The following is a 22203-nucleotide window of genomic DNA, read 5'->3' as shown; positions in this document are numbered from 1 at the left end:
ATATATTTATAATTATTTCCGAAGGTGGTTTGCTACTTTAATTCAGAAATAAAAATAAATCATATCAACATAAAATTTGAAAAAATATAGGATTTTATATAATACCTAGTACTCTTCCCAGGGATAGCGACATGAAGTAAATACACATAATCATAAAGATTATATTCAGTATGACTAGAGACCAGTGCAGTCTAAACTCTTTAGGCATTTTATAGTTTAGATATATTAGAAATGGGACACCCCACAGAGCGCCCGCATTAGCCATATTGGCCGAGATTAAGATCAACACTCCTGGAGCTGTGGCTACGAAAGCTATTGAAGCCCATGCTAAATACACTGCGGCAAGAAGGTAGTATAGATATCTAATATCGTTTCTAAAGAATTTCCTCAAATTGTCGAATTTCCAAGCGGCGTCTGCCATGTTACGGACAACAGCGTCTACAATCCCTAGCTGTGTCTTAAACAAGACAAATACGGCCACGAAAATCCCCCACCAATAGGCCCAGTAACCCCAAAGCTTTTCTAAAGCAAGCGCTAACCACATGGGCAAGTTCCACGAAAGAGTCAATCCAAAGCCTCTCGCTATGGCGTAAGACAGCGACATTGGAATAAGCATTCCTATAATTGCCCCCAGGAAAAATATTACAATTAGCTCCTCCAGCGCTAGATTTGTCCAGCGTTTGAAAATCCTCATGTTTTCTGGCGTAGGTTTGAAAATCTTCCCCCACGCAGACACCTCTATCCTCTTCCCGCCAATCAAAGCCGGTATGTACCCCGTTAGAGAAGACATTCCAAATCCCTTGTCTTTAAACCACGCAGTTGCGTAATAGTTTAGACCCGTGGCGAGCCCTATATATCCCCACCACGCGGCCAACTGGACAGGATCGATGCCTTGAGGTATCTTAAAAGAGATCAGACCCGCGGCTAGCTCCCCCCAAATCTGCGGCGGAATTAGGATAATCGCAAGTACTATGAAAGATGTAAATATAAATCCTAAATCTATCCAGTTGAAAATCTCAAGAGTTCTAGCTATGCGTCTACCTAGGGCTAAAATCACGAAAGTGAGAATCAGCAGTGAGGCACCCGCAATACCCACAGCCACGACATCCTGTGGACCCGGTATCTTCCTCATAACTCCGCCTGCCAGCGCCACAGCTGAGTTATAGGCCCACCCTCCCCATATGTTTCCCACTAGGACACCGAGTGCTCCCAGCCAGCCAGCCCAAGTGGCTATTCTAAACATGAGAGTTATCGGTGTTTCTCCCGTGGCTATTGTAAGCTTTGCCCAGCTGTACATGTACATAGCTTGTAGAAAGGCACCAATTGGGACAAGCCACGCCAGCACTAATCCATATTTAATTGCTTGGGCGGGCCCCAGTAGAAATTCGCCGCTACCGACACTCACGCCGAGGGCTATCAGCGCTGATCCATACAGAACAAGTACCCTTTCTCTGATACCTATCTTGCTGATTTTAAATACTTCTTCTGGTGTGGGAATCTTATTCTCTACCTCAATTGGAAGTTTTCCCAATAATTGAGTGTTTTTTCCTTCTGCCATAGAATATAGATATTTTAATTATTTAAGTATTACTGCTAAAGTTGTGGCTTACCTATAAAAACAATATATATATATATTTGAAGATTGAATTGATAATTAATAAACTCTTTTATTTTTAGAATTTATTTAAATTTTTATGCTGTATAGATATTAAACTATGTAATATTTGTCTTTGTGTCTATCCTAGAAAAATTTAAAACCTTTATTCTTACCTCCCGCATGAGCAATACCTCGATTTTCGCAATGGCAGGTCCTCTAGGTGTCTTAATTGGAGTAGTTCTTGTCTTTTTGTCAGGTGTGTTAATTGAGCAACTAGTGCACTACATTTCGTGGCGTTATCAACGGGCGAAGAGCGGCGTCGCTGCTATTTTTGCTCCATTAATAACCTCAGCTCCCGAACTGGCTGTGTTTACCGTTGCTATTCTACAAGGAGAGCTTGAGGTAGCATGGGGGTCGATAGTTGCTCAGCCGTTTATGGCGGCTACCATTATATATCCCGTGGTTCTACTCACCACGTTTAGTGCGTGGGTGGCCGGGAAAAGAAGAAACAAGATACCCCACGTCACGCGTGATATTGCTGTTCCTCTCATAGCGTTTACGCTACCTCTTCTTCCTATACTTTTTCTACATCCTGAAAAATACGGCGTAATAGGTAGAGCATATGGCGTTTTATTACTGGTTCTCTACGTAATATATGCAAAATACATGCTACGCGAAGAAGAGGTTGAGGAGCCTGAGGGCGGTCTTTGGCTAAAAAACTCTCTGTTGCAGACTTTCGTTGCTATTCTGAGCATTGCAACCGGTGCAGAGTTTTTGGTAGCTGGGATTGTAGAGCTCGGAGTCACCCTAGGCGTCGATAAGACGGCTCTTGCCGTGATAATTATCCCAATAGCTTCGGTAATACCTGAATCAATTGTTGGTTTGATATTCTTATTTAAGGGGCAAGATAATGAAGGAGTTAGTGCCATGATTGGTGAAAAAGCTCTATACGGCACTTTTTATCCAGGTGTAGCTATGGCGTTGGGTGTTTACACACTGGGTGAGGCGGCCGCTCTAGCACTTCTGCTTGCTATTGTGGTTTCTATAATAGAAATAATAATTGTTTGGAGATTTGGCTATTTTGGCCTCTCTGCTCCCGTAGGCTTGTTAGCTTACGTTTACTACATTAGCCGCTTCCTAACTGGTGTTATTTAGTAATCTTCAGGTATCTAACCCTAACTTCATGTATTACTTTGGGGATGTCTATACCCATGGGGCACACCTCCCTGCAGTTCCCAGCGTGGACGCATTTCAACGCGTGGGGGCCCGCCTCCTCTATCCCGCGGGTCACAGCTGTCCACATCACGCCCATGGGGCCGGTGTAGGGCGGCTTTCCAAACTCCTTCCCGAGGGCCCAGTAGACGGGGCAGTGGAGGTGGCAACGGCCGCATCTTATGCACAGCAACGCCTCCCAGAGGACGGGGTCGCGGGCGGCGGCCCTCCTGCCGTTGTCTACAAGCACCATGTGGTACTCCCTCGGCCCCTGCGCCGGCGAGACTCTGGTCATCTCTATATCGGCGGTGGAGCTGGGGCCGGCGGATATGTTCATGTAGGTGGGGGGGTACAGGCCGGCGTATGCCGACTGGAGGTCGGCCACCAGCTGGGCGACTACGAGAGTCGGCACGATTTTGTCAACCCCGTCGTAGACTATGTGGACCGGCGGGAGCACGGAGGTCATCCTAATGTTGCCCTCGTTCTCCACAAGCACCACGGCGCCTGTGTCAGCCGCAACTGCGTTGGCGCCTGTGATGCCCACGTCTGCCTTGATGAACTTATCCCGGAGGAACTCCCTGACTCGTGCGGCTATCTCAACGGCGTCGGGGGGCACCGCCATGCCCAGCCTCTCCCTAAGCACCTGGGCAACCCTCTCCTTGGTGAGATGCACGGCGGGCGCCAGTATGTGTGACGGCTCCTCCCCGGCGATCTGCACGAGGAACGCCCCGAGATCTGTCTCCCAGACCTCGTTCCCAGCGGCCTCGAGCCTCTCACGTAACTTAGTCTCCTCTGCCACGTTGTTCTTGCTCATAACCACGACTTTTCCGCTTCCCACAATCTTCGCCGCAATTTCGGTGGCCTCCTGGGCTGAGCCGGCGAGGTAGAAGCGGCCTCCTATCCTCTCCACCGCTTTTCTAGTCTCCTCGATGTAGTGGTCGAGGTTCTTCACCACCTCTTCCTTAGCCTCTCTAACCTGTTTCCTAATCTCTTGGAGGTAGGGATATCTCTTCAAAACGTCGTACGTCCTCGGCACAATGGATGACTTGGCCCGCTCGATAGCCACTTCCCAACTCATAGCTCCACCACCTCGGCGAGATCTCTCACCTCTACGATCCCGGTCCTGGATAGGTTGGCGAGGCATATCGGGCAGGCCGATACGACTGTTCTGGAGAGCCCCGCGAGCTTTTTTGCCCTCCCCAGCGCAATTTTCGTGGCGAGTTGCGGGTTGATAGACTCAGCTGGCCCTCCACAACACCCAGAAGTCTCCCTCCCAGTGACGTAGGGATCCTCCACGGGGTTGCCTCCGGCGAGTATCCTCCTAACTAAGTCGTACTTCCCGAGGAACCTCGCGTAGAGGCACGAGTCGTGTATTGCAAAGCCACTTATCTTCACCTTGACTCTCGACACGTCTATATATTCAAGGTAGCTACGCACATCTAGATCAAACCCCGGCACGTACTGCGGGTAGATCCTCTCCAACACGTATTGAGTATGTGGATCCACGGTAATAACCCGGCGCACCCCCCTCTCCTCGAAGTATTTATAAACCTCGGCGGCGTAGCTGGCGAAGTCCTCCACGAACCCAAGCTCGTAGAGCAGAGCCCCGGAGTAGGGCTCGTCGGGCAGTAAGCCAACCTCTACGTTGCTCTTCCTAAGCATGTTGTAGATACTTCTCAGGATGCTGTATGCCCTCTCCAGATGCTCCTTGTCTGGCCTCAGGACGAGGCCGCCGAAATACCTCGCCGCGACGGCGGCCACCCTAGACGCGGCGCCTCCCCGCGTCGCGCCGAACTTCTCCAAATTCTCCACGGCTTTCTGAATCATCGGCGTCATTTGATACATACAGGACGTGTACAATACCGTTTCCTTGGGGCCGGAGGGGAGTCCTTGTTGCCACCTGCTACAGATTTCTCTGTCGACGGGGATAGGAAGGCCCCTATCCTTGAGAGAAGACAGAACTAAGTCGCGTAGTGAAAAAATCCAGCTAGTTGACGGCTCCATGGCAATACTAACCACCTTTTATATATTATCTAATGTCGTGTATGTAGTCGTACAGCTCGAGGACAAAGGGCTTTAACCTGCCCTCCTTGACCATTCTCTCTACCTCCACTCTAGGTGTGAACAGCGCCCTGAGCACGAGGTCTCTCTCTTCATCTGGTAACGGCGACAGCGCCATTATCATCCTGCCGCCGTGTTGTAGATACATTGGAGACTTCAGCTTTGTCTTTAGTATCTCCATAATCACAGGGGCGAAGGACCTGTCAAACCTCGGCTGGTTCTCCACAACGGCCCTCTCCACCTCCTCAACCCGCACCGCCTCTGCGATTCTCTTCGCCGCCTCCCTAGGCGACAAGTATCTAAACGGCCCAGCCCTGTATGCCTCGGCTAGGATTTTCTTGACGTCCCCGGCGAAGCGGGCCAGCACGCGTTCTGCGGCTATGCGGTCGAGGTCGTCGTAGAAGGCGTAGGTCCACTCCATGTGGAGATCCCACAGCTTGTCAAACAGCTCCTCGGTGAAGCGCGTGCCGGCGGGTATCTTGACCCGGTCCTCGGCCGGTATTACTCCGAGGCTAGTCCTCCCAGGCCCCTTAAACGCGCCGTCTTTCGTGACGGCGGCTTTGTGGCGCAGGAGAGTCCACAGCCAGGTGGAGAATATGCGGTAGGTGGCGAGGTCATTCATAAACCTCTGGCCTAGCTCGTAGTCGTCTATGGCGGCGGCTAGGTTGCCGTTGAGGAGCTGAAAGCCGTAGTTAGCCGCCATGTAGAAGGCGTGCTGGATGTGCTCGGCCGTGATGTCGCCCTTAGGCGGCTCGTATAGGGCAGTCCACAGATCCCTCCCGCCCCACAGCTCTGGGTTGTTGAAAAGCTTCTCCGGAGTGTCCAGCATGTCGGGGCGTATTACCCACGGCGTTATGTTGCCGGCCTCGTCTATGAGACCCAGCCTCTGGAAGAGGGCCCTCTCCTGTTCTGTCAACCCGCTGTCGACAGCCGGTATCTTGACTCCGTCTACCTCCACGTATTTAACCGGCCTGTTTATCATGGCCTGTAGCTCCTCTAGACTAGCCCTCAGCGGCTCGTTCCCAGCCTTGACGTAGGACTCCTCGGGGGTCGCCACCCAGCTCTGGCGGAACAGGTCGTACAGCCTCCCCCTCACCTTGCCCTCTAGTATATCCTTCAGTGCCACCTTTTTGACGGGCTCCTCTGTGTAGAAGATGAGGCCTATAAGCCTCTCCCTAAGCTTGTCCAGCCATATGGCCCTAAGCGCCCTGGCGTTGAAGCGGTTTCTCTGGTAGGGGTCGTCCGGCCTGTACAGCATAACCGCGGCCATGCCGCCCACCGGCCCGGCGTTTAGCCTCCCGTCTCTGCCGAGGCCCGCCATTAGGCACATAAGGGCGTTGTACTTCTGGTACGCCATCATGATGGGGTGCGTCATGGTGATGTTCTGGGGGTCGGGGTACACCGCCTCGTCTTTCCACATCTCTATGAGAGAGCCGAGGTAGTCCCAGCGCCCGTTGTTGCTCTTCACAAGCCTCTCTCTCCAAATCCAGAAGATGACAGGTAGGTGCAGGCCGGCCCTAGCCTCTTCGTAAAGCATCGCGATTTTCAACTCGCCGCGCCTCAGCCCCAGCCTGTCTTCCACGCGGCGGAGGATCTTCTCCACAACCAAAGCCTCGTCGGCGGTCTGCACCTTAGGCACGTAGAAGTAGACGCCGGAGCCCGCCCTCTTCAACAAGTCGTAGTTATTAACAGCGTAGAGCACAATAGAGGTGATTATGGCCGTGGCCGGCTTGCCGTCTACCCTTATGTCGAAGTCCAAGATGTGGAGGCCGGGGACGCGGTGTATAAGAGTTGGCCACCTCTCCCTCGGCTTCCTCAACCTGTACTCCTTCCCCCCCTCGTAATACGGCTGCGGCACGTCCCCCCGCAGAACCCGGTTTACAACCCTCCGCGCCTCCCACACAGCGGCCACCGCGCGGCCGGAGCCCCGCGGGACGTACCACGCCGGCGAGGCGTCCTCCTCGTCCTCCATCATGGACGCAACATCGGCGTTTATCTGGTGAATTGCTCTGCTCATGGGGTGCCAGGGCCCCGTGATTTCAAGCCCTGGATTTTTCAATGGGTGGAGATCATCTGGCACTGGCGTGTTCCAGTTTAGGCCCCACCTCAATGGCGTGTCCCGGCCAAGGAGGTTGTCAATTAGCCCCTGGACTATTTCCCTAAAAGTCCTCACATTACCATCGGCGTCGACAAATTTCTCATCCCAGCTGGGAAACGCGGCTTTAACTCTAACAGGCCTCTTGTCGTTAAGCCACTCTCTCCTGGCCTTAATAACGCGATCTATCTCATCGCGAAACTCACGTGTCAACTCTTCTATAAGGCCCTCAACAGAAACCTCCCTATTATTAACAGTCTTAACGCCAAGCAAATCTCCGTAATTTTTAACTACAAGTGGGTTTATCTCAATCACAATATGAAATGCTAAAGATATTTTTTAAGTATTAGTTCTAGTGGGTAATATGGCTAACCCTCATACTCCGCCTAGCGGTTTGCAACAATTTATTAAAAAGGCAAGGGAGTTATTAGGAGAGAGGGGGGTATTACATGAGGAGGCAGATCTGATAGTTTATGAACAAGACGGGACTCTAGCCATAAGGGGCAGGGCATATGCTGTGGTTTTCCCCAGAACCGTGGAGGAAATGTCAAAAGTAGTTGAGCTGGCATATATCTACGGCATCCCGATAGTGGGCAGGGGCTCGGGTACTAGTTTAAGCGGAGGGGCAAATCCTGTCAAAGGGGGGGTCATAATCAGCACCGCCTGGATGAACAAGATCTTAGAAATAGACCTCGCCAACGAGGTGGCGGTGGTTCAGGCGGGGGTTATAAACGATTGGATAAACTCCTACCTCACACGTATGGGTTACCAATACCCCATAGATCTGGGTTATCAATACATGGCGGATCCCGGCTCGCAGAGAGTTTCCACAATTGGAGGGAATATAGCGCATAACTCAGGAGGGGTAAAGTGTTTTAAATACGGCGTGACTGTTAACCAGCTAAGAGGTCTCACAATAGTTCTGCCGAATGGCGAGGTTAGGAGAATAGGGGGTAAGGAGTTTGAACAACCTGGCTACGACTTAATTGGCTTGTTGACCGGGTCGGAGGGGACTCTCGCCTTCATCGCCGAGGCTGTGGTGAGAATAATCCCCACTTATGAAACAACGGTTACAATTATAGCGAAATTTGACGATCTGTCTGCGGCAGGCCGTGCCGTGTCGGCAGTAATTGCCTCAGGTGCCGTGCCGGTCGCCATGGAGCTCATGGACAAACTGGCCGTAGAGGCCATTGAGTCAGGGCCCTATGCAGCTGGCCTCCCCAAAGACGCCGAGGCCATTTTGTTAATTCAAGTAGAGGGGTCTCCACCTGGCGCCGCGGAGGAGTCCGCTAAAGTCGCGGAGGTTTTAAAGAAAAGCGGCGCCGTTGGAGTGGAGGTTGTTGTGGATCCGGCCATAGCCGCGAGGATCTGGGCCGCTAGAAAACAAGCATTCGGCGCCATGGGCTACGTGGGCCCTAACTACGTGGTCGAAGACGGCACAATACCTCGGAAGAAACTCGCCGAAGCCCTCATGATAGCTAGAGCCGCCGGTGCGAAGCGGGGGCTGAGAGTTGCTAACGTATTCCACGCTGGCGACGGGAATCTCCACCCGTTGATACTCTACGACGAGAGGAAACCCGGCGAGAGAGAAAAGGCTATAGAGGCGGGGGAGGAGATACTAGAGGCTTGCGTAGAGCTCGGCGGTACTATAACCGGGGAGCACGGAGTTGGGTATATGAAGAGGAAGTTGTTGCCCAAGATGTATACAAAGGAAGAAATCGAGTTAATGAAGGCCATAAAAACCGCCTTTGACCCAAAGTGGCTTATGAACCCGGGCAAGATATTCCCATGAGGCCCACGTCAGTAGAAGAGCTCGTGGAGTTTATATACGAGGCCAATAAGGAGAGGAGGCGTTTGCTCCCCATATGCATGGGCTCTAAGGCGCATCTCGGGCCGCCGGTTGAATACGACGACTTGCTCCATATGTCGGATATGCCCAGGGTGATAGAAATAGACGAGGAGGAAATGGTTGTGAGATCCTCTGCTTGTATTCCAGCAGTACAGCTTCAAGAAGAGTTGAGGAGGAGGGGGAGGAGGCTCGCCCTTGACCCGCCTCTATTCCGAAGATCCTCTATCGGCGGGATATTGTCTACTAACTTCTACGGCCCCATGGCATACCGCTACATGACGCCGAGAGATCAACTACTCAGCGTTAAAATAGTCACGGGTAGGGGGGAGCTTATGAGGTTTGGGGCGCCGGTGGTTAAGGACGTGGCCGGCTATAACATTAAGAGGTTAGTGGCGGGGTCGTGGGGAACTCTCGCCATTATTGTAGAAGCGTATATGCGCATATACGCGTTGCCAGACACAGTAGCCGTGTTTGCAACAGAGAAAAAGCCACTGCAAGAATTGAGGAGACTTCACGCAGTTGGCGCAGTGGAGACAGACGGCGTCTTGTACTTGAGGTTTGAGGGGGTTAGGTCTGAGGTTGAGTATAGGCTGGCCAGTGCTGGGCGGGGGGAGGTGTTTTACGACAGAGAGGCAGAGGAGAGGTGGAGCGTAATAACTGAGGCTGAGGAGGTGTTCTCTCAAAACACTATAGTCAAGATAGTGACTCCTCCAGCCGCCCTCCCCGAGGCTCCTCCTGGCGTGAAATACGTGCGTTATCCGCTACTCGGCGTTATGTATTTAGCGGGATCGCCGCCGTCTGAAGTCAAGGCTTATTGGCTAAAGCCACGGCAGAGGTGGAATATTGAAAATAGAGACTTGATGGAGAAAATAAAAGGCGTATTTGACCCGAATGGCGTGCTTTCGCCTGGTAAGTTGCCATGAGTGCTTTAGACGAGCTCTACCGCTGTGTTCACTGTGGCTTTTGCCTCCCCACTTGCCCCACATATTTAGCCACGGGAGTTGAGGGCCATAGCCCCAGGGGTAGGCTGTATTTAATGAGGGCAGTTGCAGAGGGGAGGGCTATGGCTGATAGCAAGCTCTTGAAGTACTTAGACGCTTGTGTATACTGCCTGAGGTGTGAAACCGCCTGTCCGTCTGGCGTTAAATACGGCGAGGTGTTTGAAGAGTTCTTTAAAATGCATAGAAGCGCCATGCAGTCTGTTAGTTACAAGCGCTACATCCCGCTATTCAATCTATTGAACACAAGACTTGGATTAAGAATAGCGCCTATGGCGGCTTCGTTATCTCTGGAGCTAAAGCCCTTGGTCTCAGGTGGGGATGTATCTGGCTTAGTTGGCAAGATTTATGAAGCAAAGGGTAGTGTCAAGGGGAGAGTTGTCCTATTTGTCTCTGGTGAATGTGTGACGTGGCGTCACAGGAGGGGCGTTGTTGAGGCGGCCATTAGAGTACTTACGTGGAATGGCTATGAGGTCGTGGTGCCGCGTTTTAGTTGTTGCGGAGCTCCGTATAGACATAGCGGGCAGTTCGAGAAGGCCCAAGAGCTGGCGCGCAGGAATTTATCAATTGTCGATAAGCTAGGCCACGTAGACACGATAGCCGTTCCCAATTCTGGAGGGTGTCAAGCGGAGCTCCTTAGATATATGCGCGGCCGTAGAGTTGTAGATGTAATGCAATTAATAGCAGATGATCTTAGGGGAAACCTCGGCGAGGTAAAATTGAGGTTGGCGGTGCAGTACAGTTGCCATCTAATGAATGTATCTAAAGCTCATGACGTGGTGCCTAAGCCGCTGTATAAAGTGCCTGGCCTAGTCCTGACCCCGTTACCCAGCGCTGATGTGTGTTGCGGAGGCGGTAATATGTACCCCCTTAGACACCGGGACATTGCTAAAGCAATTCTAGATAAGAAGAGGGAGGAAGTCAAAGCCCTCTCCCCAGACGGCATTTTAATCGAAAGCCCCTCATGTTTACAACAAATGTCCAAACTCGGCCTCAAGGTGTACTTCCCACTTGAAGTGCTGGACTTGTCCTACCAAAGAGGGGGGAATAGGGGATATATGGAGTTAAGAGAGAAAACGCTTTAGGCTACATATTAATTAAATACGTTTTAAAGGCTCTGATAGTTTCTGTTATTTTTATGCCGGCGGGACATTGAGGATCACATGCTCCGCAGAGAAGACATGTCATTATCCCCTCGTAGGCCTCTTTAGACAGCTTCCCGTCGAAGTTCTTTATGAGGTTTATACGCCCCCTGGGGCCGAAGTGCCTCATTCTAATTGCCCTATATGTGGGGCATGCAAATTCGCAAAAACCGCAAAATACGCACTTAGAGGCCTCGGCGATGAGTTTCTCAATCATAGCAACACCTCCGGTAGGTAGTATAGCCTCACCTCTCCGTTTGATGCCCTCTTCAGATTCACGTAGCAGATTGGGCACTGCACGACGACGTCTCTCGACAACTTGGCGAGGTCCCTCACCCTGATCTGCGCCACCTTCCTCGCCACATCCGGAAACAGCGACTCAATCGGCCCGCCGCAGCAACCCGATGTATCCCTCCCCGTGTAGTACGGATGCTCGACGGGCTCCCCAGCGGAGAGGATCTTCCTAACGACGTCGTACCTCCCGAGGAACCGCGCGTAGAGACACGAGTCGTGTATGGCGAAGTTTTTAACAGCAACGCCGCCACTGTCTATCAAATCCATGTAGCTAAGCACCTTAAAGTCAAAGTCGGGCACGTACCTCGGGTAGACTTTCTCAAGAATGTAGTGGGTGTGCGGGTCCACCGTGACTATTTCCCTCACCCCCGCCTCTTTGAAAAACCTAGCCACCCTCTGGGCGTACTCCGCGAAGTCCTTCTCCAGCCCCAGTTCATACAGCAACGCGCCGGAGTAGACCTCCCTCTCCAGTAGCCTAATTCTTACACCCCTCCTCTTCAATAAGCCGTAAATCTTCTTAACAACTTCGTCGGCCCGTTGGATTTCTGACTCGTCGGGCCTCACCAGTAGCTGCCCAGCCGCCCTAGCCACCACACCCGCTAATCTACTTCTCAGACCCCCCCTTGTAACGCCGAACTTCTCAAGGTTTTCAACCGCCTTCTCAATAACGGGGGCGAGGTGGTACATACACGACGTGTAGAAAACCGTACCAGATCCCTGGTCAGACTCAAGTCCCCGCTTCCACGACTCGCAAATCCCGGCCTCGACGGGAAACGGAAGCCAAGACTTCTCCAAAGAGTGGATAAGGATGTCCCGAAGCTCAGAAATCCAGCTATCCACCAGAAGTCGACCCAGTACTACTATTTAAGCCTTCCCATATGCGGTGTACATCTCAGCCGACCCCTCCCTATGCCTAGGAAGCAGGACTAAAGCCGCCGGCGGCTTCCCGGCGCTTTTCTTATCTAAAGTTTTTCAAGACCTCCGTTAGATACGACACCAGGTTTCTGTACTCCACAGCCACTGCGCCAGGTACGGCGAAGCCGCGGTTCAAACTGTTTCTAACCAGTATCTTCACGTCGGCCTCCCTCCACGCAGGTAGGTCGTTTTCGCTGTCGCCCATATACACCACGTGCCTCACCCCGAGGAGGGCCTTGAGTACCCGCACCGCGTCCCCCTTATCGACAGCCGACCCATACACGTCCAGAAACGGGTGGCGGGAGTACCTAACCACCTTGAGCCCCCGCCTCTCGGCCTCCACCACGACGTCGCCCAGACCCTTGGGGGACTCCGCGCGGCCGCGCCAGTCCACTGTAAAGCCCGCCAGCTCGCCACTCCCAGTCCTCTTGGGCTCTAGATAGGCGTCTAGGCGAGACGCGAGCTGGTACACCTCCGACACGGCCGAGTGGTTGAGGTCGGCGGCGACCGCGACGTACCTGCCGGCGCGTATCTCTATACCGTTTATACAGGCGTACGCCGAGGCGAAGGGAACCCTCTGCATGACAAAGCCGCAGTCCTTGGTGGTCACCACGGCGAGTGGGATGTGCCTGGCGAGCTCCCTCAGAACCTCCTCAACCTCCGCCGGCAGGGCGCCCCCCCTCCTAACCTCCTCCGGCGGCACCAGCGTCCCGTCGTAGTCCGTGAAGAGCGCTATGTCCATGGAGAGAGTCAGGCGGGGGGTTTTAACTATTGGCTCAGAGCGGCGCCAGTCTCTGAGTCGAATAGCACCGCCTTTTTTAGGTCAAACACTAGGTAGATCTCATCACCTGGCTGTAGCGTCACCTCTCTCACGGTTTTGACTTTTATCAACGCCTCGCTGTCAAGCTTAACGTTAATTATATACTCGGAGCCTATTGGCTCCACTACGTAGACAACGCCTTTAACAGCCCCCTCAACAGGCTTTGTGGACCATTCAATATACTCCGGCCTTATCCCGAAGTACACCTCGTTTTTAACGCCGGGATTCCTCAGCGTGAAGCCGGGACACTGCATTAGATCGCCGCTAGGTCTACACCTTAGGATGTTCATAGGCGGGTTGCCTACGAAAGTTCCCACAAAGACATGTCTCGGCGCGTCGTATATCTCCCTAGGAGTTCCAAACTGCACCACCCTCCCGGCGTTCATCACCGCAATTCTATCCGCCAGCGTCAACGCCTCTACCTGGTCATGCGTGACATATATAGCTGTTATGCCTAGATCTCTCTGAAGTCTTTTTAACTCCGCCCTAACCTGTAGCCTAATCAACGCATCTAGATTTGAAAGCGGCTCGTCCATCAACCAGACCTTCGGCTCCCTCACCAGCGCCCTAGCCAAGGCCACCCTCTGCTGTTGCCCACCAGAGAGTTGCGACGCCTTGCGGTCCAGCAAGTGGTCGATTTGCAGAAGCTTGGCAATGCGCATGACCCTTTCCTCTATGTCTTTTTTAGAAAGGCGTAGCTTCCTCTTCCTCACCTCCAGCGGAAAGGCTATGTTTTGATAGACGGTCATGTGGGGGTAGATGGCGTAGTCCTGAAACACCATGGCCACGTCCCTCTCAGCCGGCTCTTTGTACGTAACGTCGACGCCGTCGATGTATATCCTCCCCTCGTCAGGTATCTCCAGCCCCGCTATAAGTCTCAACGTTGTAGTTTTTCCGCATCCAGAAGGCCCTAGTAGAACTACGAACTCCCCCTTGTTTACGGTAAGAGAGACTTTATCTACAGCTAGAACCTTCCCGTATCTCTTTATAACATTGTCAAGAACAACGTACGTCATCGCTTAACTCCCCAGCCAGCCACCCCCCTCACGAAATACCTATTAAATACGATGTACAGCACGACGGGCACAGACATAGATAGAATGGAACCAGCCGTAAGCAACCCCCAGTCAATGTGGTACTCCCCCTTTAGATAAACTACCTTCTGGGTAAGGACCTGGTTGTGTGGACTGGCGAGGAAAACCAACGCGTAGAACAAGTCGTTCCACACCCACGTGTACTGCAACAACGCGGCCGCTATAATGCCGGGCTTGGCCAGGGGGAGGATGATTCTGGAGAAAATTACCCAGTCAGGTACGCCGTCCACCCTAGCCGCTTCAACTAGGCTACGGGGGATAAGAGTGAAGAAGTTACGGAGAAAGAAGGTAGCCCAAGCGGTCCCCCACGCGCTGTGTAGAAGTATTATAGAGGGTAGGGTATCATAGAGGCCAAGGGCGTTGAATAGGAAAAAGAGGGGGACAATTGATATCTGCTGAGGCGCAAGCATTACGAATATAATTAATGCAAACAACATAGTCTTAAATTTAAAAGGTAGGTTAACAAAGGCATAGGCCAGAAGAGCGGCGGCCATTAGGGCAATCACAGTAGAGGCCGTGGCTACTATCAAAGAGTTTTTCAGCCCCGTAGAGAGGTCGTACAAGGGGTTGAAGAGAGCCTGTATATAGTTGTCAAGAGATATGCTTTGCGGATTAGGCACTCTCAACCAGCCTTCAGTCACCACCTCTCTATAGGGCATGATAGATATCACTACAACCCCCACAAAGGGGAGCGTCCAAAACACGGCGAAGGCCCACACCGCCGCGTTCAGAAGAACAAGGCTTGCCCTCCTCATAGCCACTTCTTCACGGCGAACACAACCGCGGGCACTACCAATATTGTGAGAATAACTGCGACGGTGGATGCGGTGTAGTAGTCTAGCGACCTCGCGAAGTAATTATACACCACAAGTGCTAGGACATTTGTCGCGCCGCCCGGCCCGCCACCCGTCGACGCGAACACCACGTCGAAGATCTTCATATCCCACAGCATTGTCATCACCACTACGATGACTATTGCGGCCCTCACCTCGGGAATGACAATCCGCCTGAAGATCTGCCACGAGGAGGCGCCGAAGACGCGTGCGGCGTCTATGTGGCTTTTAGGTATCGCCTCCAGCGCCGCGGTGAATATCGTGACGCTGAACCCGAGCCAAATCCAGACGGAGCCCAGTATCAGGGCGTAGAGGGCGAGATTCGGGTAGTTAATCCAAGTCACGGCCAGTTCCTTAACGCCGAGCGCAGAGAAGAACTTAGGCACAATTCCTATGTCGCCGTCGTACATCAACCTTATTATCAGCCCCCCAATGGCTGGCGGAATTACCATACCCAGAAAAACTATGCCCTTGACAATATTACTACCCACTACGTAGTACTTTAATACATAAGCGAGCAGTAAACCAAGTAGCGTCACAAGCGGCACATGTATGGCAATCCACACAACGTTGTGGATCAGCGCCCCCCACGGCGGGGTGTCGCCAAATCTCGGCATAACCAACGCGCGCAACGGATTCGTGTCGCTCAAAACCCTGACGTAATTCCCGATGCCAAAATCCCCGGTCTTGGAGTCGTAGAAGCTGTAGAAAACGCTAGCCACCACTGGATAAAATGTAAAAATCGAGAGAAAGAGAAGGGGGACGGCCAGGAATAAGAGGTAAGAAAAAAACTTCATTTTGACGGGAAATTAGCCGGCAAGTGTGTTAACTACTTCACGCCACTTATCTGGCTGAACCCATAGAAGCTTTAATTGATCCCAGAACAGCTTCTGCCAATCCCCGCCGATGGTGTCGTCCAGATCTGGAAGTAGCTGCATCCCGGCGCCGACAGTCTTGGAATATACATCACGTAGAGGCGCCCAGATCATGTTGGGATCAGCCTTTAGCCACGAAGGTAGCTTGCCGGCCTTGGTAGAGGAGTGTACCTCCTGTCCCTTTGTGGCGAGCCACTTTACAAATTCCACCGCGGCGTCAACATTAGGAGAGTACTTCGGTATTATTATATAGTCAGTTCCCCCAGTGACGCCTCTGCTCTCTGGCATTGGGAAAAAGCCGACGTCAGAGACGTTCTCCACCATGCCAAGTATCCATGTACCCATGAAGTAGATCCCGTACTCCCCCTTCCACCACTGCTGAACCGCAGCGGTCCACTCAGTGGGTGGGCCGAAATCACCTTCTTTTAGAAGTGGGTAGATCCTATCTCTAAAAACAGCCACTACCCTTGAGTCGTTAAACTTGACTGATCTGTTGATAATGCCATTGAAGACGTCAGGACCCGCATAGGCTATTATAAAAGCCTCGGTGACGTCTGATAGAGGCCAGCCCACGCCGTCTCCAGACGCAATTGGGGCCTTGAGACCCTTAATCTCCTTCATCTTGCTTAGCAGAGCTACAAACTCGTCCCATGTCTTGGGCTCGCTTAGTCCGTGGATCTTAAAGAAAGACTTTCTGTACCAGAAACCTGGCTTTAGCCAGATGGTGAAAGGCGCGGCCCATATCTTCCCGTCGTATTTCACAGAATCAAGTATGCCAGGCACATAATCCTTCTCGTTTATTACACTAGTGAGATCTACTAGGTGCCCACGCTTTGCCATCTCTGTGACAAACCAGCCAAATGAAGTGAATATGACGTCTGCAGGCGCGACGTGCGCCTCTAGCTGTGTAGGCAAGATCTGGGAAATCTCCTCTGCCCTCCTCGTTACGTATTCGAACTCGACGTTTGGATGAGTTTTTTGATACTCGTCAAGCACCACCTTGAAATATTGATACTCATCTCCCGACCAGGGCCCCCATATTCTAATCTTCACCTTAGCCGCAGTGGGAGAAGGACTTGGCGTCGGCGTCGCGGTCTGAGGCGGAGTGGCAGTCGGCGATGTTATGCTCTGTGTGGGCGGTTGCGGGGCAGGTGTTTGCTGAGGTTGCCGTTGCGTTGCTAATAACGCAGCTACGATAATAATAAGTACAACTACGGCCAGTATACCTAGAAGTAGCTTTGAATTCATGTATTTAATTGAAACATGGGATATTTATTCGTTCATACTTAAGACCTCAACGAGAATAGAAACTATAGATAGATTTAAAACTATATAATCTATACCCTATGCCTCTTTGCGGCGTAGGCAATGGCCATTAGATAGCGCCTCAGCTGGTGGGTTATTAGGAAGTTTCTCCTTACGTGTTCCCTGCCGGCGTTTCCCATCTCCTCTCTTACCCTCTTCTCACGTATGAGGTAAGTCGTGTAGTGGGCCGCCGTTTTTGGGGAGGTGACTAGGAAGCCCGTCACGCCGTGGATCACCTGTATCTTGATCCCGCCGGCTCTGCCCCCGACTACGGGCTTGCGCTTCCAAAGCGCCTCAGACACCGTGAGGCCGAAGCCCTCTCTTATGGATTTCTGCATCACCACAGTGGCGGCGCGCTGGAAGGCGTTGACCTCTACGTGGCTGTCGGGCGGGAGCATTAGTAGATGTATGTCGCGGTCGCCGCCCGCCGCCTTCAGAGTCTCGTTGTACACCGCCTCGCCCTCTGGGTCGTCGTGGGCGGGGCTACCGAGGTACACCAGCTGTAGATCCGGCACGTGTCTCTTAGCCAGTCTATAGGCCTCAACCACGCCTAGCGGGTCCTTGGCGCGGTCGAAGCGGGAGACCTGGAGCAACAACGGCCTTTCGGGATCCACGTCGAATTTACGCACTATCCTCTCCACCGCCGTCTGGGGTAGCTCCATGTTTTTTGGGCTGAGGGGGTCTATTGATGGGGGTATGAGGAGCTGGGGTATGTCCAGGTCGTCGCGGGCGAAGTCGGGTATGTGGAAGATGGCTAGGTTGTACTGCGATACGTAGCGCCTTAGGTAGCTCCACACGTGGGGGTCCGGGGTGGAGAGGTCTATATGGCAACGCCATATCCAGAGCCCCTTCTTCCGGTACTTCACGAGGCCGGCTGGCTGTGGGTCGTGGATGAAGACCACGTCGTAGTCTAGGTCTAGCTCGTTGGCGTTTATCTCCTGCCACTTTTCATATATTGAGTAGTAGTGCTCCGGCACGGCCGATGTGGTGCCCTGGAGGGCGTTGTGGAAGGTCTTCGTCACTGTGAAGAACTCCTGGTCTCCCCTTATCACCTTCCAGTCGGCTCTCAGCCCCAGCTCTCTCATCAAGGGTATGAGTCTGTTTAGTATTTCGGCCACTCCCCCGCCCGCGGCGGTTGAGTTGACGTGGAGTATCGACAGGTCTTCAAGCCTCTGGGCCAGCTTCACAATGGCGTCGATTTCATCCTCTCCGACGAACTGGGCGTATTTTTCAAGCATCATAGGAGGTACCTCTTGAGGGTCTTCAGTATGTCGCCTCTTAAGGACTCCTCGCTGTTGTACATCAGCGGATCTATGCGGGACAGCGCCTCGGCCACTTCAGAAAGGCCGAAGTTTTTCTCTAGCCATATGGAGAAGTCGTTGCGGCCCGTGCCCTCCAGCACTCTCCTAGTGACGAAGTGGTACACAATGGACTCCCCCGGCACCATCTCGACGAGGTCTAGAAAGTCGGCGAGGGTGTGCGCCACGTAGCTAGTCTCCACCACTACGGGCTCCATAGCCACGAATACAAATTCCGACTTGCCGGCTCTGTCGTCTGCGTGCGGCTCCAGCACTGCAACGAGCTCCTTCCTAATGTCTTCGATCGTCGCAGGCTCTGCGCCAGATATGTCTGACAAGGCGGCGGCCAGCTCCTCGTCGCCAACCTCCTCGCCTACCCAGTGGGCGAAGTCGTTGGTGTACCTCGGGGGGATGAGGTGCTTCGACCTGATGGTGTGGAATAGGTGGTGGAAAAGGGTGTTGGCGTCGGCGGCCTCAATCCCCTGGAGAAGCTGGCGCAGGGTCCTCGCCCTCATCTTGCTGTAGAGAGAAATGTAGTAAGCCGTGTAGAACTTAAAGGGAATCCCCCTCCCCCTTGTGTCCAGCGCCTTTGCCCCCAAGCCCACGTCTTTGCACAGCCGCCAATTTATATCTTATCCCCCTTGGTGAATAGGGTGAGGGGGAGTGACTTCACCTCGCTCCTCCGCGGGGCAAAGCTGTAGCACTCATGGCCGGTGTAGGGGGATATGGCAACCGCCAGTTGCCTCTTAACGACGCCGCGTCTGTATCGTATCTCAACCTCCACCAGTCTGTAAGAGGTGGAGTAGAAGCCCCTGCCCGCGGCGATGTCGTAAAAACGAAGTGCCCTCCTCATTGTAAACACCTCGCAGGCTGGATATAACCCAAATAGCTACAATATCCCCACAGGTACGTAGCTAACGACGGCCCAGGAGCGTCGGCCCAGGGGAACAGGTTTAAATACTATGTCTCCAAGCGGCGCCATGGCTAGCACGAGGGGGGTGTGGCTGGCAACTGTGGGCAAGGTGGTGGGAGTCGTAGTCACAAGCTTCGCCATCTACTACTCGATTAAGTTTGCAGACTACCTGTTTCACCTGGGCATTACCCCCGACGTATACGGCGTATTGATTGCGTTGATTGCCTCTGCGGCGGGCGTCGCTATTTCAAACATCTTGGGCAACGCCGTGATTCTGTATCTGAAACCTGCACTTAGGGAGAGGGCGTTTTCCGTGGGCAACGTCATAAAGATCATCGGCTTCCTGTTTTCGATACTGGTGGCTTTTACGCTGGGGAAAATTGGGGCTGAGGCGGCTCTGCTGGGCGGCACCGTCACGGGCCTCGTGCTGGGTTTAGCCCTCCAGCCGGTGCTCAGCAACCTCTTCGCCGGGTTGGTGATCCTAGCCACTAGATTCGTCACAATCGGCGACGTGGTTAGAATAACGTCGACAGGGATCCCCTATCAGCTAGCCGTACTGCCCCCCTACAAGTACTTCTCACCCGACTACGTAGTGCCGGGCTACAAGGGCCGCGTGGTGGAGATCGGGCTGTTTTACACCACAGTCATTTTAGACACAGGTTACGAGCTGAGAATCCCCAACTCGATACTGCTAAACTCAGGCGTCGTGGACTACACGCCGCAGTGGAGCGAGAAGGGCACAGTCATGGTGAGGATCGAGTTGCCGCTCTCTGTAATAAACTTCGACGCAGTGGAGAGGGAGGTGAGGGAGGTCCTTGCGGAATTTAGCATCATCGCCGTGGACTTCACAGAGCAGAGCGATAAAGACCACGTAATTCTGAGAGTAAAGCTGGAGGTGCCCAACGGCGCCGACTGGCGTGACTTAAAGAGCCGCGCCCTAAAGAAGCTGTTGGAGTACCGGGAGAGGAAGATTAGGGAGAACTACTACAGATACCTCTGCCTCACCCGCGCCGTCCTCTGCGACCGCTATGCGGAACAGCTGGCTAAGGAGGGGCCCCGCGCCTCTTCTTAGGCGACGCGGCTCCTCAGCAAGTGGACTAGGCGGGACTTGGCGAGCCACCTCTCTATCGGGATCTTCAATAGGAAGGAGGCGGCCTCTAGGGCGTCTTCCAACGTGTCGAACCGGGCGGGGGGCTCTCTAAACATCGCCCTGACGTTTTCCCTCACCCACCAAACGCCGACGGGCAGTGTGAAGCCGGTGTAGACCTCGCGCCAGAGCACCGCCGCCGCCTGCCTCTTCATGCGGAGCAGAGCCTCGGCCACGGCTAGGCGGGTTGCGTAGTAGCACCCGCCGATCTCCGGGTAGTCCCTCCTGCCGCCGTACAGCTCGTAGTCTACCTCCACCTCGATCCCCTCGCCGGGGTTCCACACGGTGTGGGGCTCGAAGGCCTCTCCCCACTCATACGCCCACCTGGAGGGGGCTAGTATCGCAATAAACAGATTGCCAACCGCCCTCCTCGCGTATAGGTAGTAGCCGTCCACCTCAGGCATCTCCTTGACCCTTTCAAGCAGGTGGTCAGACACTATCTTGTCCACCGCTGTGATGGCCCACCTGGTTGGGACGAGGCGGCGCCGCCGCCCGCCGAGGGCCCCGGCGCTGAGGACGCGGGCTATGTAGCTCACGTCGAGGCCGGCCTCGTAGAGCTCCGCCACGGCTTCCCTCGCCTTTACGTCTCTGTCGCCGTAGAGCTCCTCTGCCTTCCTAGGTAACTTCGGCTCGGTGGTGAAGCGGAGGCTCTTGGCGGGCGCGGCGGGCCCCATGGGCGGCGCGTATTCGCTGAGGTACGCCCCCCTTGGCTTCCTGGCAAACTCCACCTCCGCGTCCACCGGCCTCTGGGAGAGGGCGGCTAGCTGTATCTCCTGAAGCGCCCGGGGCGGATCTGCGGCGTCCTCCACCCTCAGGCTGAGGGAGGCGCGGTATAGGGAGAGTCGCATTGCAATGAACCGCTCAAGGGGGAACCCCAGCCACCTTGCCGGGTCTTCGTAGATAGTCGTATCGCCCAGCTCAGGAGGCGCGGCGGGGTAAACCCACACCTTGGGGTAGCCCACCCGGCCGACGAATAGGGACGGGGGGCTGGAGCCCCTCAGCTCCCTCACAGCCCCCAGTCTGTGGGGCGCGGAGAGCCGGCGGGCGAGGAGGGGGCAGTAGGCGAGCCCGCATAGGTACCTCCCGCCGCGGCACCTGACGCAGAGCTCGGGCCTCAGCTTATCCACGGTAGCCGTACGCCCGCGGCCCTTATTAGGAAGTAGACGCCGAAGAACAGGAGCGTCGCCACTGAGAAGATTTTTATGGCTAGCCACGTCGCCCTGCTACTGAGCTCCCAGCCAGCCCTCACGGCGGCTGGGAAGGTGGTTATCCACGTAAGTATGGCTGTGAACAGGCCGGCGGCCCACTCCACGCCGAACTGCGCAATGGAGCTGAGCCCCGCCGTGAGCCACCACCCCACCTGGTACGGATTTATGAGGCCCAGAGTGAGGCCCAGGAGGTACCCCCTCGCCGGGGAGCCGCCTCCTCCCTCCCTCCTCCCGGGGGGTCTCGATTTAAATATCTTGTAGGCTAGGTATAGAAAGAAGGCGCCGCCTGCTATGTAGAACGGCGTGAAGTACTCCGCCCCCAGCGCCTTTAGCCTGGAGTATAGGGCGATGGTCAGCACCATTAGCAGAAAGTCGGCGCTCATGGCCCCCGCTCCCACCGCAAAGCCGTATCTGAAGCCCCTCAGCGACCACGCCGCGATCAGCGCGTTCATGGGGCCGGGGGGCACGGCGAGGCTGTAGCCGAGCATCAGACCCGAGAGCAACGAGCCGAGGCCCATGTCTCAAGAACATTGTAGGTTAATATATT

At 54.0% G+C, this 22203-nt stretch carries 21 protein-coding genes; 5 read left to right on the top strand and 16 right to left on the bottom strand.

Translation table 11 applies throughout. The features are described from left to right. Positions 1-94 precede the first annotated feature (94 nt). On the bottom strand, positions 95-1558 hold the full coding sequence (locus P186_RS12355; RefSeq protein WP_014289845.1) for an Nramp family divalent metal transporter: 1464 nt from the start codon (positions 1556-1558) through the stop codon (positions 95-97). A gap of 219 nt (positions 1559-1777) precedes the next feature. On the opposite strand from P186_RS12355, the gene P186_RS12350 reads away from it, so the two are divergent. Continuing rightward, the gene (locus tag P186_RS12350) at positions 1778-2752 is read left to right on the top strand and encodes a sodium:calcium antiporter (protein ID WP_420835144.1); all 975 of its coding nucleotides are present in this window, start codon (positions 1778-1780) and stop codon (positions 2750-2752) included. Here P186_RS12350 and P186_RS12345 read toward each other — a convergent pair. Genes P186_RS12345 through P186_RS12335 form a run of 3 tightly spaced genes read right to left on the bottom strand, consistent with a single transcriptional unit; the run spans position 2745 to position 7280 of the window. Continuing rightward, on the bottom strand, positions 2745-3887 hold the full coding sequence (locus tag P186_RS12345) for an LUD domain-containing protein (protein WP_148683064.1): 1143 nt from the start codon (positions 3885-3887) through the stop codon (positions 2745-2747). The genes P186_RS12350 and P186_RS12345 overlap by 8 nt on opposite strands. After that, the gene (locus P186_RS12340) at positions 3884-4813 is read right to left on the bottom strand and encodes a heterodisulfide reductase-related iron-sulfur binding cluster (protein WP_148683063.1); all 930 of its coding nucleotides are present in this window, start codon (positions 4811-4813) and stop codon (positions 3884-3886) included. Before P186_RS12340 ends, P186_RS12345 begins: the two co-directional genes overlap by 4 nt. A 25-nt stretch (positions 4814-4838) precedes the next feature. Next, positions 4839-7280, bottom strand: coding sequence for an aldolase/citrate lyase/malate synthase family protein (locus P186_RS12335; protein WP_014289841.1), 2442 nt, complete (start codon positions 7278-7280; stop codon positions 4839-4841). Positions 7281-7329: 49 nt separating this feature from the next. Here P186_RS12335 and P186_RS12330 point away from each other — a divergent pair, with 49 nt between their 5' ends. The 3 genes from P186_RS12330 to P186_RS12320 are packed head-to-tail and all read left to right on the top strand — an operon-like array spanning position 7330 to position 10897. Then, on the top strand, positions 7330-8757 hold the full coding sequence (locus P186_RS12330) for an FAD-binding oxidoreductase (protein WP_148683062.1): 1428 nt from the start codon (positions 7330-7332) through the stop codon (positions 8755-8757). Next, positions 8754-9737 carry an FAD-binding oxidoreductase gene (locus P186_RS12325; RefSeq protein ID WP_014289839.1) on the top strand — a complete coding sequence of 328 codons (984 nt, stop codon included), beginning with the start codon at positions 8754-8756 and terminating at the stop codon, positions 9735-9737. Before P186_RS12330 ends, P186_RS12325 begins: the two co-directional genes overlap by 4 nt. Beyond that, complete coding sequence (locus P186_RS12320; protein ID WP_148683061.1) at positions 9734-10897, top strand: (Fe-S)-binding protein; 1164 nt, start codon at positions 9734-9736, stop codon at positions 10895-10897. The genes P186_RS12325 and P186_RS12320 overlap by 4 nt, the downstream gene beginning before the upstream one ends. Before the next feature lies 1 nt (position 10898). Here the strand turns inward: P186_RS12320 and P186_RS12315 are convergent, their stop codons facing one another. The 10 genes from P186_RS12315 to P186_RS12270 all read right to left on the bottom strand — a co-directional run bounded on the left by P186_RS12315 (position 10899) and on the right by P186_RS12270 (position 19241). Then, positions 10899-11171: a 4Fe-4S dicluster domain-containing protein gene (locus tag P186_RS12315; RefSeq protein ID WP_014289837.1), complete on the bottom strand. Its 273-nt coding sequence runs from the start codon at positions 11169-11171 to the stop codon at positions 10899-10901. Beyond that, positions 11168-12091, bottom strand: a complete 924-nt coding sequence (locus P186_RS12310) for a heterodisulfide reductase-related iron-sulfur binding cluster (RefSeq protein WP_148683060.1) — start codon at positions 12089-12091, stop codon at positions 11168-11170. The genes P186_RS12315 and P186_RS12310 overlap by 4 nt, the downstream gene beginning before the upstream one ends. Positions 12092-12206: 115 nt before the next feature. Beyond that, positions 12207-12905 carry an HAD family hydrolase gene (locus tag P186_RS12305; RefSeq protein WP_014289835.1) on the bottom strand — a complete coding sequence of 233 codons (699 nt, stop codon included), beginning with the start codon at positions 12903-12905 and terminating at the stop codon, positions 12207-12209. Between the two features lie 26 nt (positions 12906-12931). Then, complete coding sequence (locus P186_RS12300; RefSeq protein ID WP_014289834.1) at positions 12932-13999, bottom strand: ABC transporter ATP-binding protein; 1068 nt, start codon at positions 13997-13999, stop codon at positions 12932-12934. Further along, a complete protein-coding gene (locus tag P186_RS12295; protein WP_014289833.1) occupies positions 13996-14832 on the bottom strand; it encodes a carbohydrate ABC transporter permease in 837 nt (278 codons plus the stop codon). Before P186_RS12295 ends, P186_RS12300 begins: the two co-directional genes overlap by 4 nt. Next, positions 14829-15707: a carbohydrate ABC transporter permease gene (locus tag P186_RS12290; protein WP_014289832.1), complete on the bottom strand. Its 879-nt coding sequence runs from the start codon at positions 15705-15707 to the stop codon at positions 14829-14831. The genes P186_RS12295 and P186_RS12290 overlap by 4 nt, the downstream gene beginning before the upstream one ends. 12 nt (positions 15708-15719) lie before the next feature. After that, on the bottom strand, positions 15720-17033 hold the full coding sequence (locus P186_RS12285) for an ABC transporter substrate-binding protein (RefSeq protein ID WP_014289831.1): 1314 nt from the start codon (positions 17031-17033) through the stop codon (positions 15720-15722). A gap of 89 nt (positions 17034-17122) precedes the next feature. Further along, positions 17123-18328: a glycosyltransferase gene (locus P186_RS12280; RefSeq protein WP_148683244.1), complete on the bottom strand. Its 1206-nt coding sequence runs from the start codon at positions 18326-18328 to the stop codon at positions 17123-17125. Continuing rightward, the gene (locus P186_RS12275) at positions 18328-18993 is read right to left on the bottom strand and encodes a DUF5752 family protein (protein WP_014289829.1); all 666 of its coding nucleotides are present in this window, start codon (positions 18991-18993) and stop codon (positions 18328-18330) included. Before P186_RS12275 ends, P186_RS12280 begins: the two co-directional genes overlap by 1 nt. A 20-nt stretch (positions 18994-19013) precedes the next feature. Further along, a complete protein-coding gene (locus P186_RS12270) occupies positions 19014-19241 on the bottom strand; it encodes a hypothetical protein (protein ID WP_014289828.1) in 228 nt (75 codons plus the stop codon). Positions 19242-19368: 127 nt separating this feature from the next. On the opposite strand from P186_RS12270, the gene P186_RS12265 reads away from it, so the two are divergent. After that, positions 19369-20373, top strand: coding sequence for a mechanosensitive ion channel family protein (locus P186_RS12265; protein WP_148683058.1), 1005 nt, complete (start codon positions 19369-19371; stop codon positions 20371-20373). On the opposite strand, the gene P186_RS12260 is transcribed toward P186_RS12265, so the two are convergent. After that, positions 20370-21575, bottom strand: coding sequence for an Nre family DNA repair protein (locus P186_RS12260; RefSeq protein ID WP_014289826.1), 1206 nt, complete (start codon positions 21573-21575; stop codon positions 20370-20372). The genes P186_RS12265 and P186_RS12260 overlap by 4 nt on opposite strands. Continuing rightward, the gene (locus P186_RS12255) at positions 21563-22174 is read right to left on the bottom strand and encodes a LysE family transporter (protein ID WP_014289825.1); all 612 of its coding nucleotides are present in this window, start codon (positions 22172-22174) and stop codon (positions 21563-21565) included. The genes P186_RS12260 and P186_RS12255 overlap by 13 nt, the downstream gene beginning before the upstream one ends. Positions 22175-22203 lie beyond the last annotated feature (29 nt).

The sequence above is a fragment of the Pyrobaculum ferrireducens genome, from assembly GCF_000234805.1.
Classification (GTDB): domain Archaea; phylum Thermoproteota; class Thermoprotei; order Thermoproteales; family Thermoproteaceae; genus Pyrobaculum; species Pyrobaculum ferrireducens.
This window is presented reverse-complemented; position numbering and strand designations above follow the sequence as displayed.

Coding starts and splice junctions, on each gene's coding strand:
- P186_RS12345 (WP_148683064.1), bottom strand. CDS start 3,887: ATGAGTTGGGAAGTGGCTATCGAGCGGGCCAAGTCATCCATTGTGCCG.
- P186_RS12255 (WP_014289825.1), bottom strand. CDS start 22,174: ATGGGCCTCGGCTCGTTGCTCTCGGGTCTGATGCTCGGCTACAGCCTC.
- P186_RS12290 (WP_014289832.1), bottom strand. CDS start 15,707: ATGAAGTTTTTTTCTTACCTCTTATTCCTGGCCGTCCCCCTTCTCTTT.
- P186_RS12315 (WP_014289837.1), bottom strand. CDS start 11,171: ATGATTGAGAAACTCATCGCCGAGGCCTCTAAGTGCGTATTTTGCGGT.
- P186_RS12265 (WP_148683058.1), top strand. CDS start 19,369: ATGGCTAGCACGAGGGGGGTGTGGCTGGCAACTGTGGGCAAGGTGGTG.
- P186_RS12320 (WP_148683061.1), top strand. CDS start 9,734: ATGAGTGCTTTAGACGAGCTCTACCGCTGTGTTCACTGTGGCTTTTGC.
- P186_RS12285 (WP_014289831.1), bottom strand. CDS start 17,033: ATGAATTCAAAGCTACTTCTAGGTATACTGGCCGTAGTTGTACTTATT.
- P186_RS12295 (WP_014289833.1), bottom strand. CDS start 14,832: ATGAGGAGGGCAAGCCTTGTTCTTCTGAACGCGGCGGTGTGGGCCTTC.
- P186_RS12325 (WP_014289839.1), top strand. CDS start 8,754: ATGAGGCCCACGTCAGTAGAAGAGCTCGTGGAGTTTATATACGAGGCC.
- P186_RS12330 (WP_148683062.1), top strand. CDS start 7,330: ATGGCTAACCCTCATACTCCGCCTAGCGGTTTGCAACAATTTATTAAA.
- P186_RS12350 (WP_420835144.1), top strand. CDS start 1,778: ATGAGCAATACCTCGATTTTCGCAATGGCAGGTCCTCTAGGTGTCTTA.
- P186_RS12270 (WP_014289828.1), bottom strand. CDS start 19,241: ATGAGGAGGGCACTTCGTTTTTACGACATCGCCGCGGGCAGGGGCTTC.
- P186_RS12280 (WP_148683244.1), bottom strand. CDS start 18,328: ATGCTTGAAAAATACGCCCAGTTCGTCGGAGAGGATGAAATCGACGCC.
- P186_RS12305 (WP_014289835.1), bottom strand. CDS start 12,905: ATGGACATAGCGCTCTTCACGGACTACGACGGGACGCTGGTGCCGCCG.
- P186_RS12300 (WP_014289834.1), bottom strand. CDS start 13,999: ATGACGTACGTTGTTCTTGACAATGTTATAAAGAGATACGGGAAGGTT.
- P186_RS12340 (WP_148683063.1), bottom strand. CDS start 4,813: ATGGAGCCGTCAACTAGCTGGATTTTTTCACTACGCGACTTAGTTCTG.
- P186_RS12355 (WP_014289845.1), bottom strand. CDS start 1,558: ATGGCAGAAGGAAAAAACACTCAATTATTGGGAAAACTTCCAATTGAG.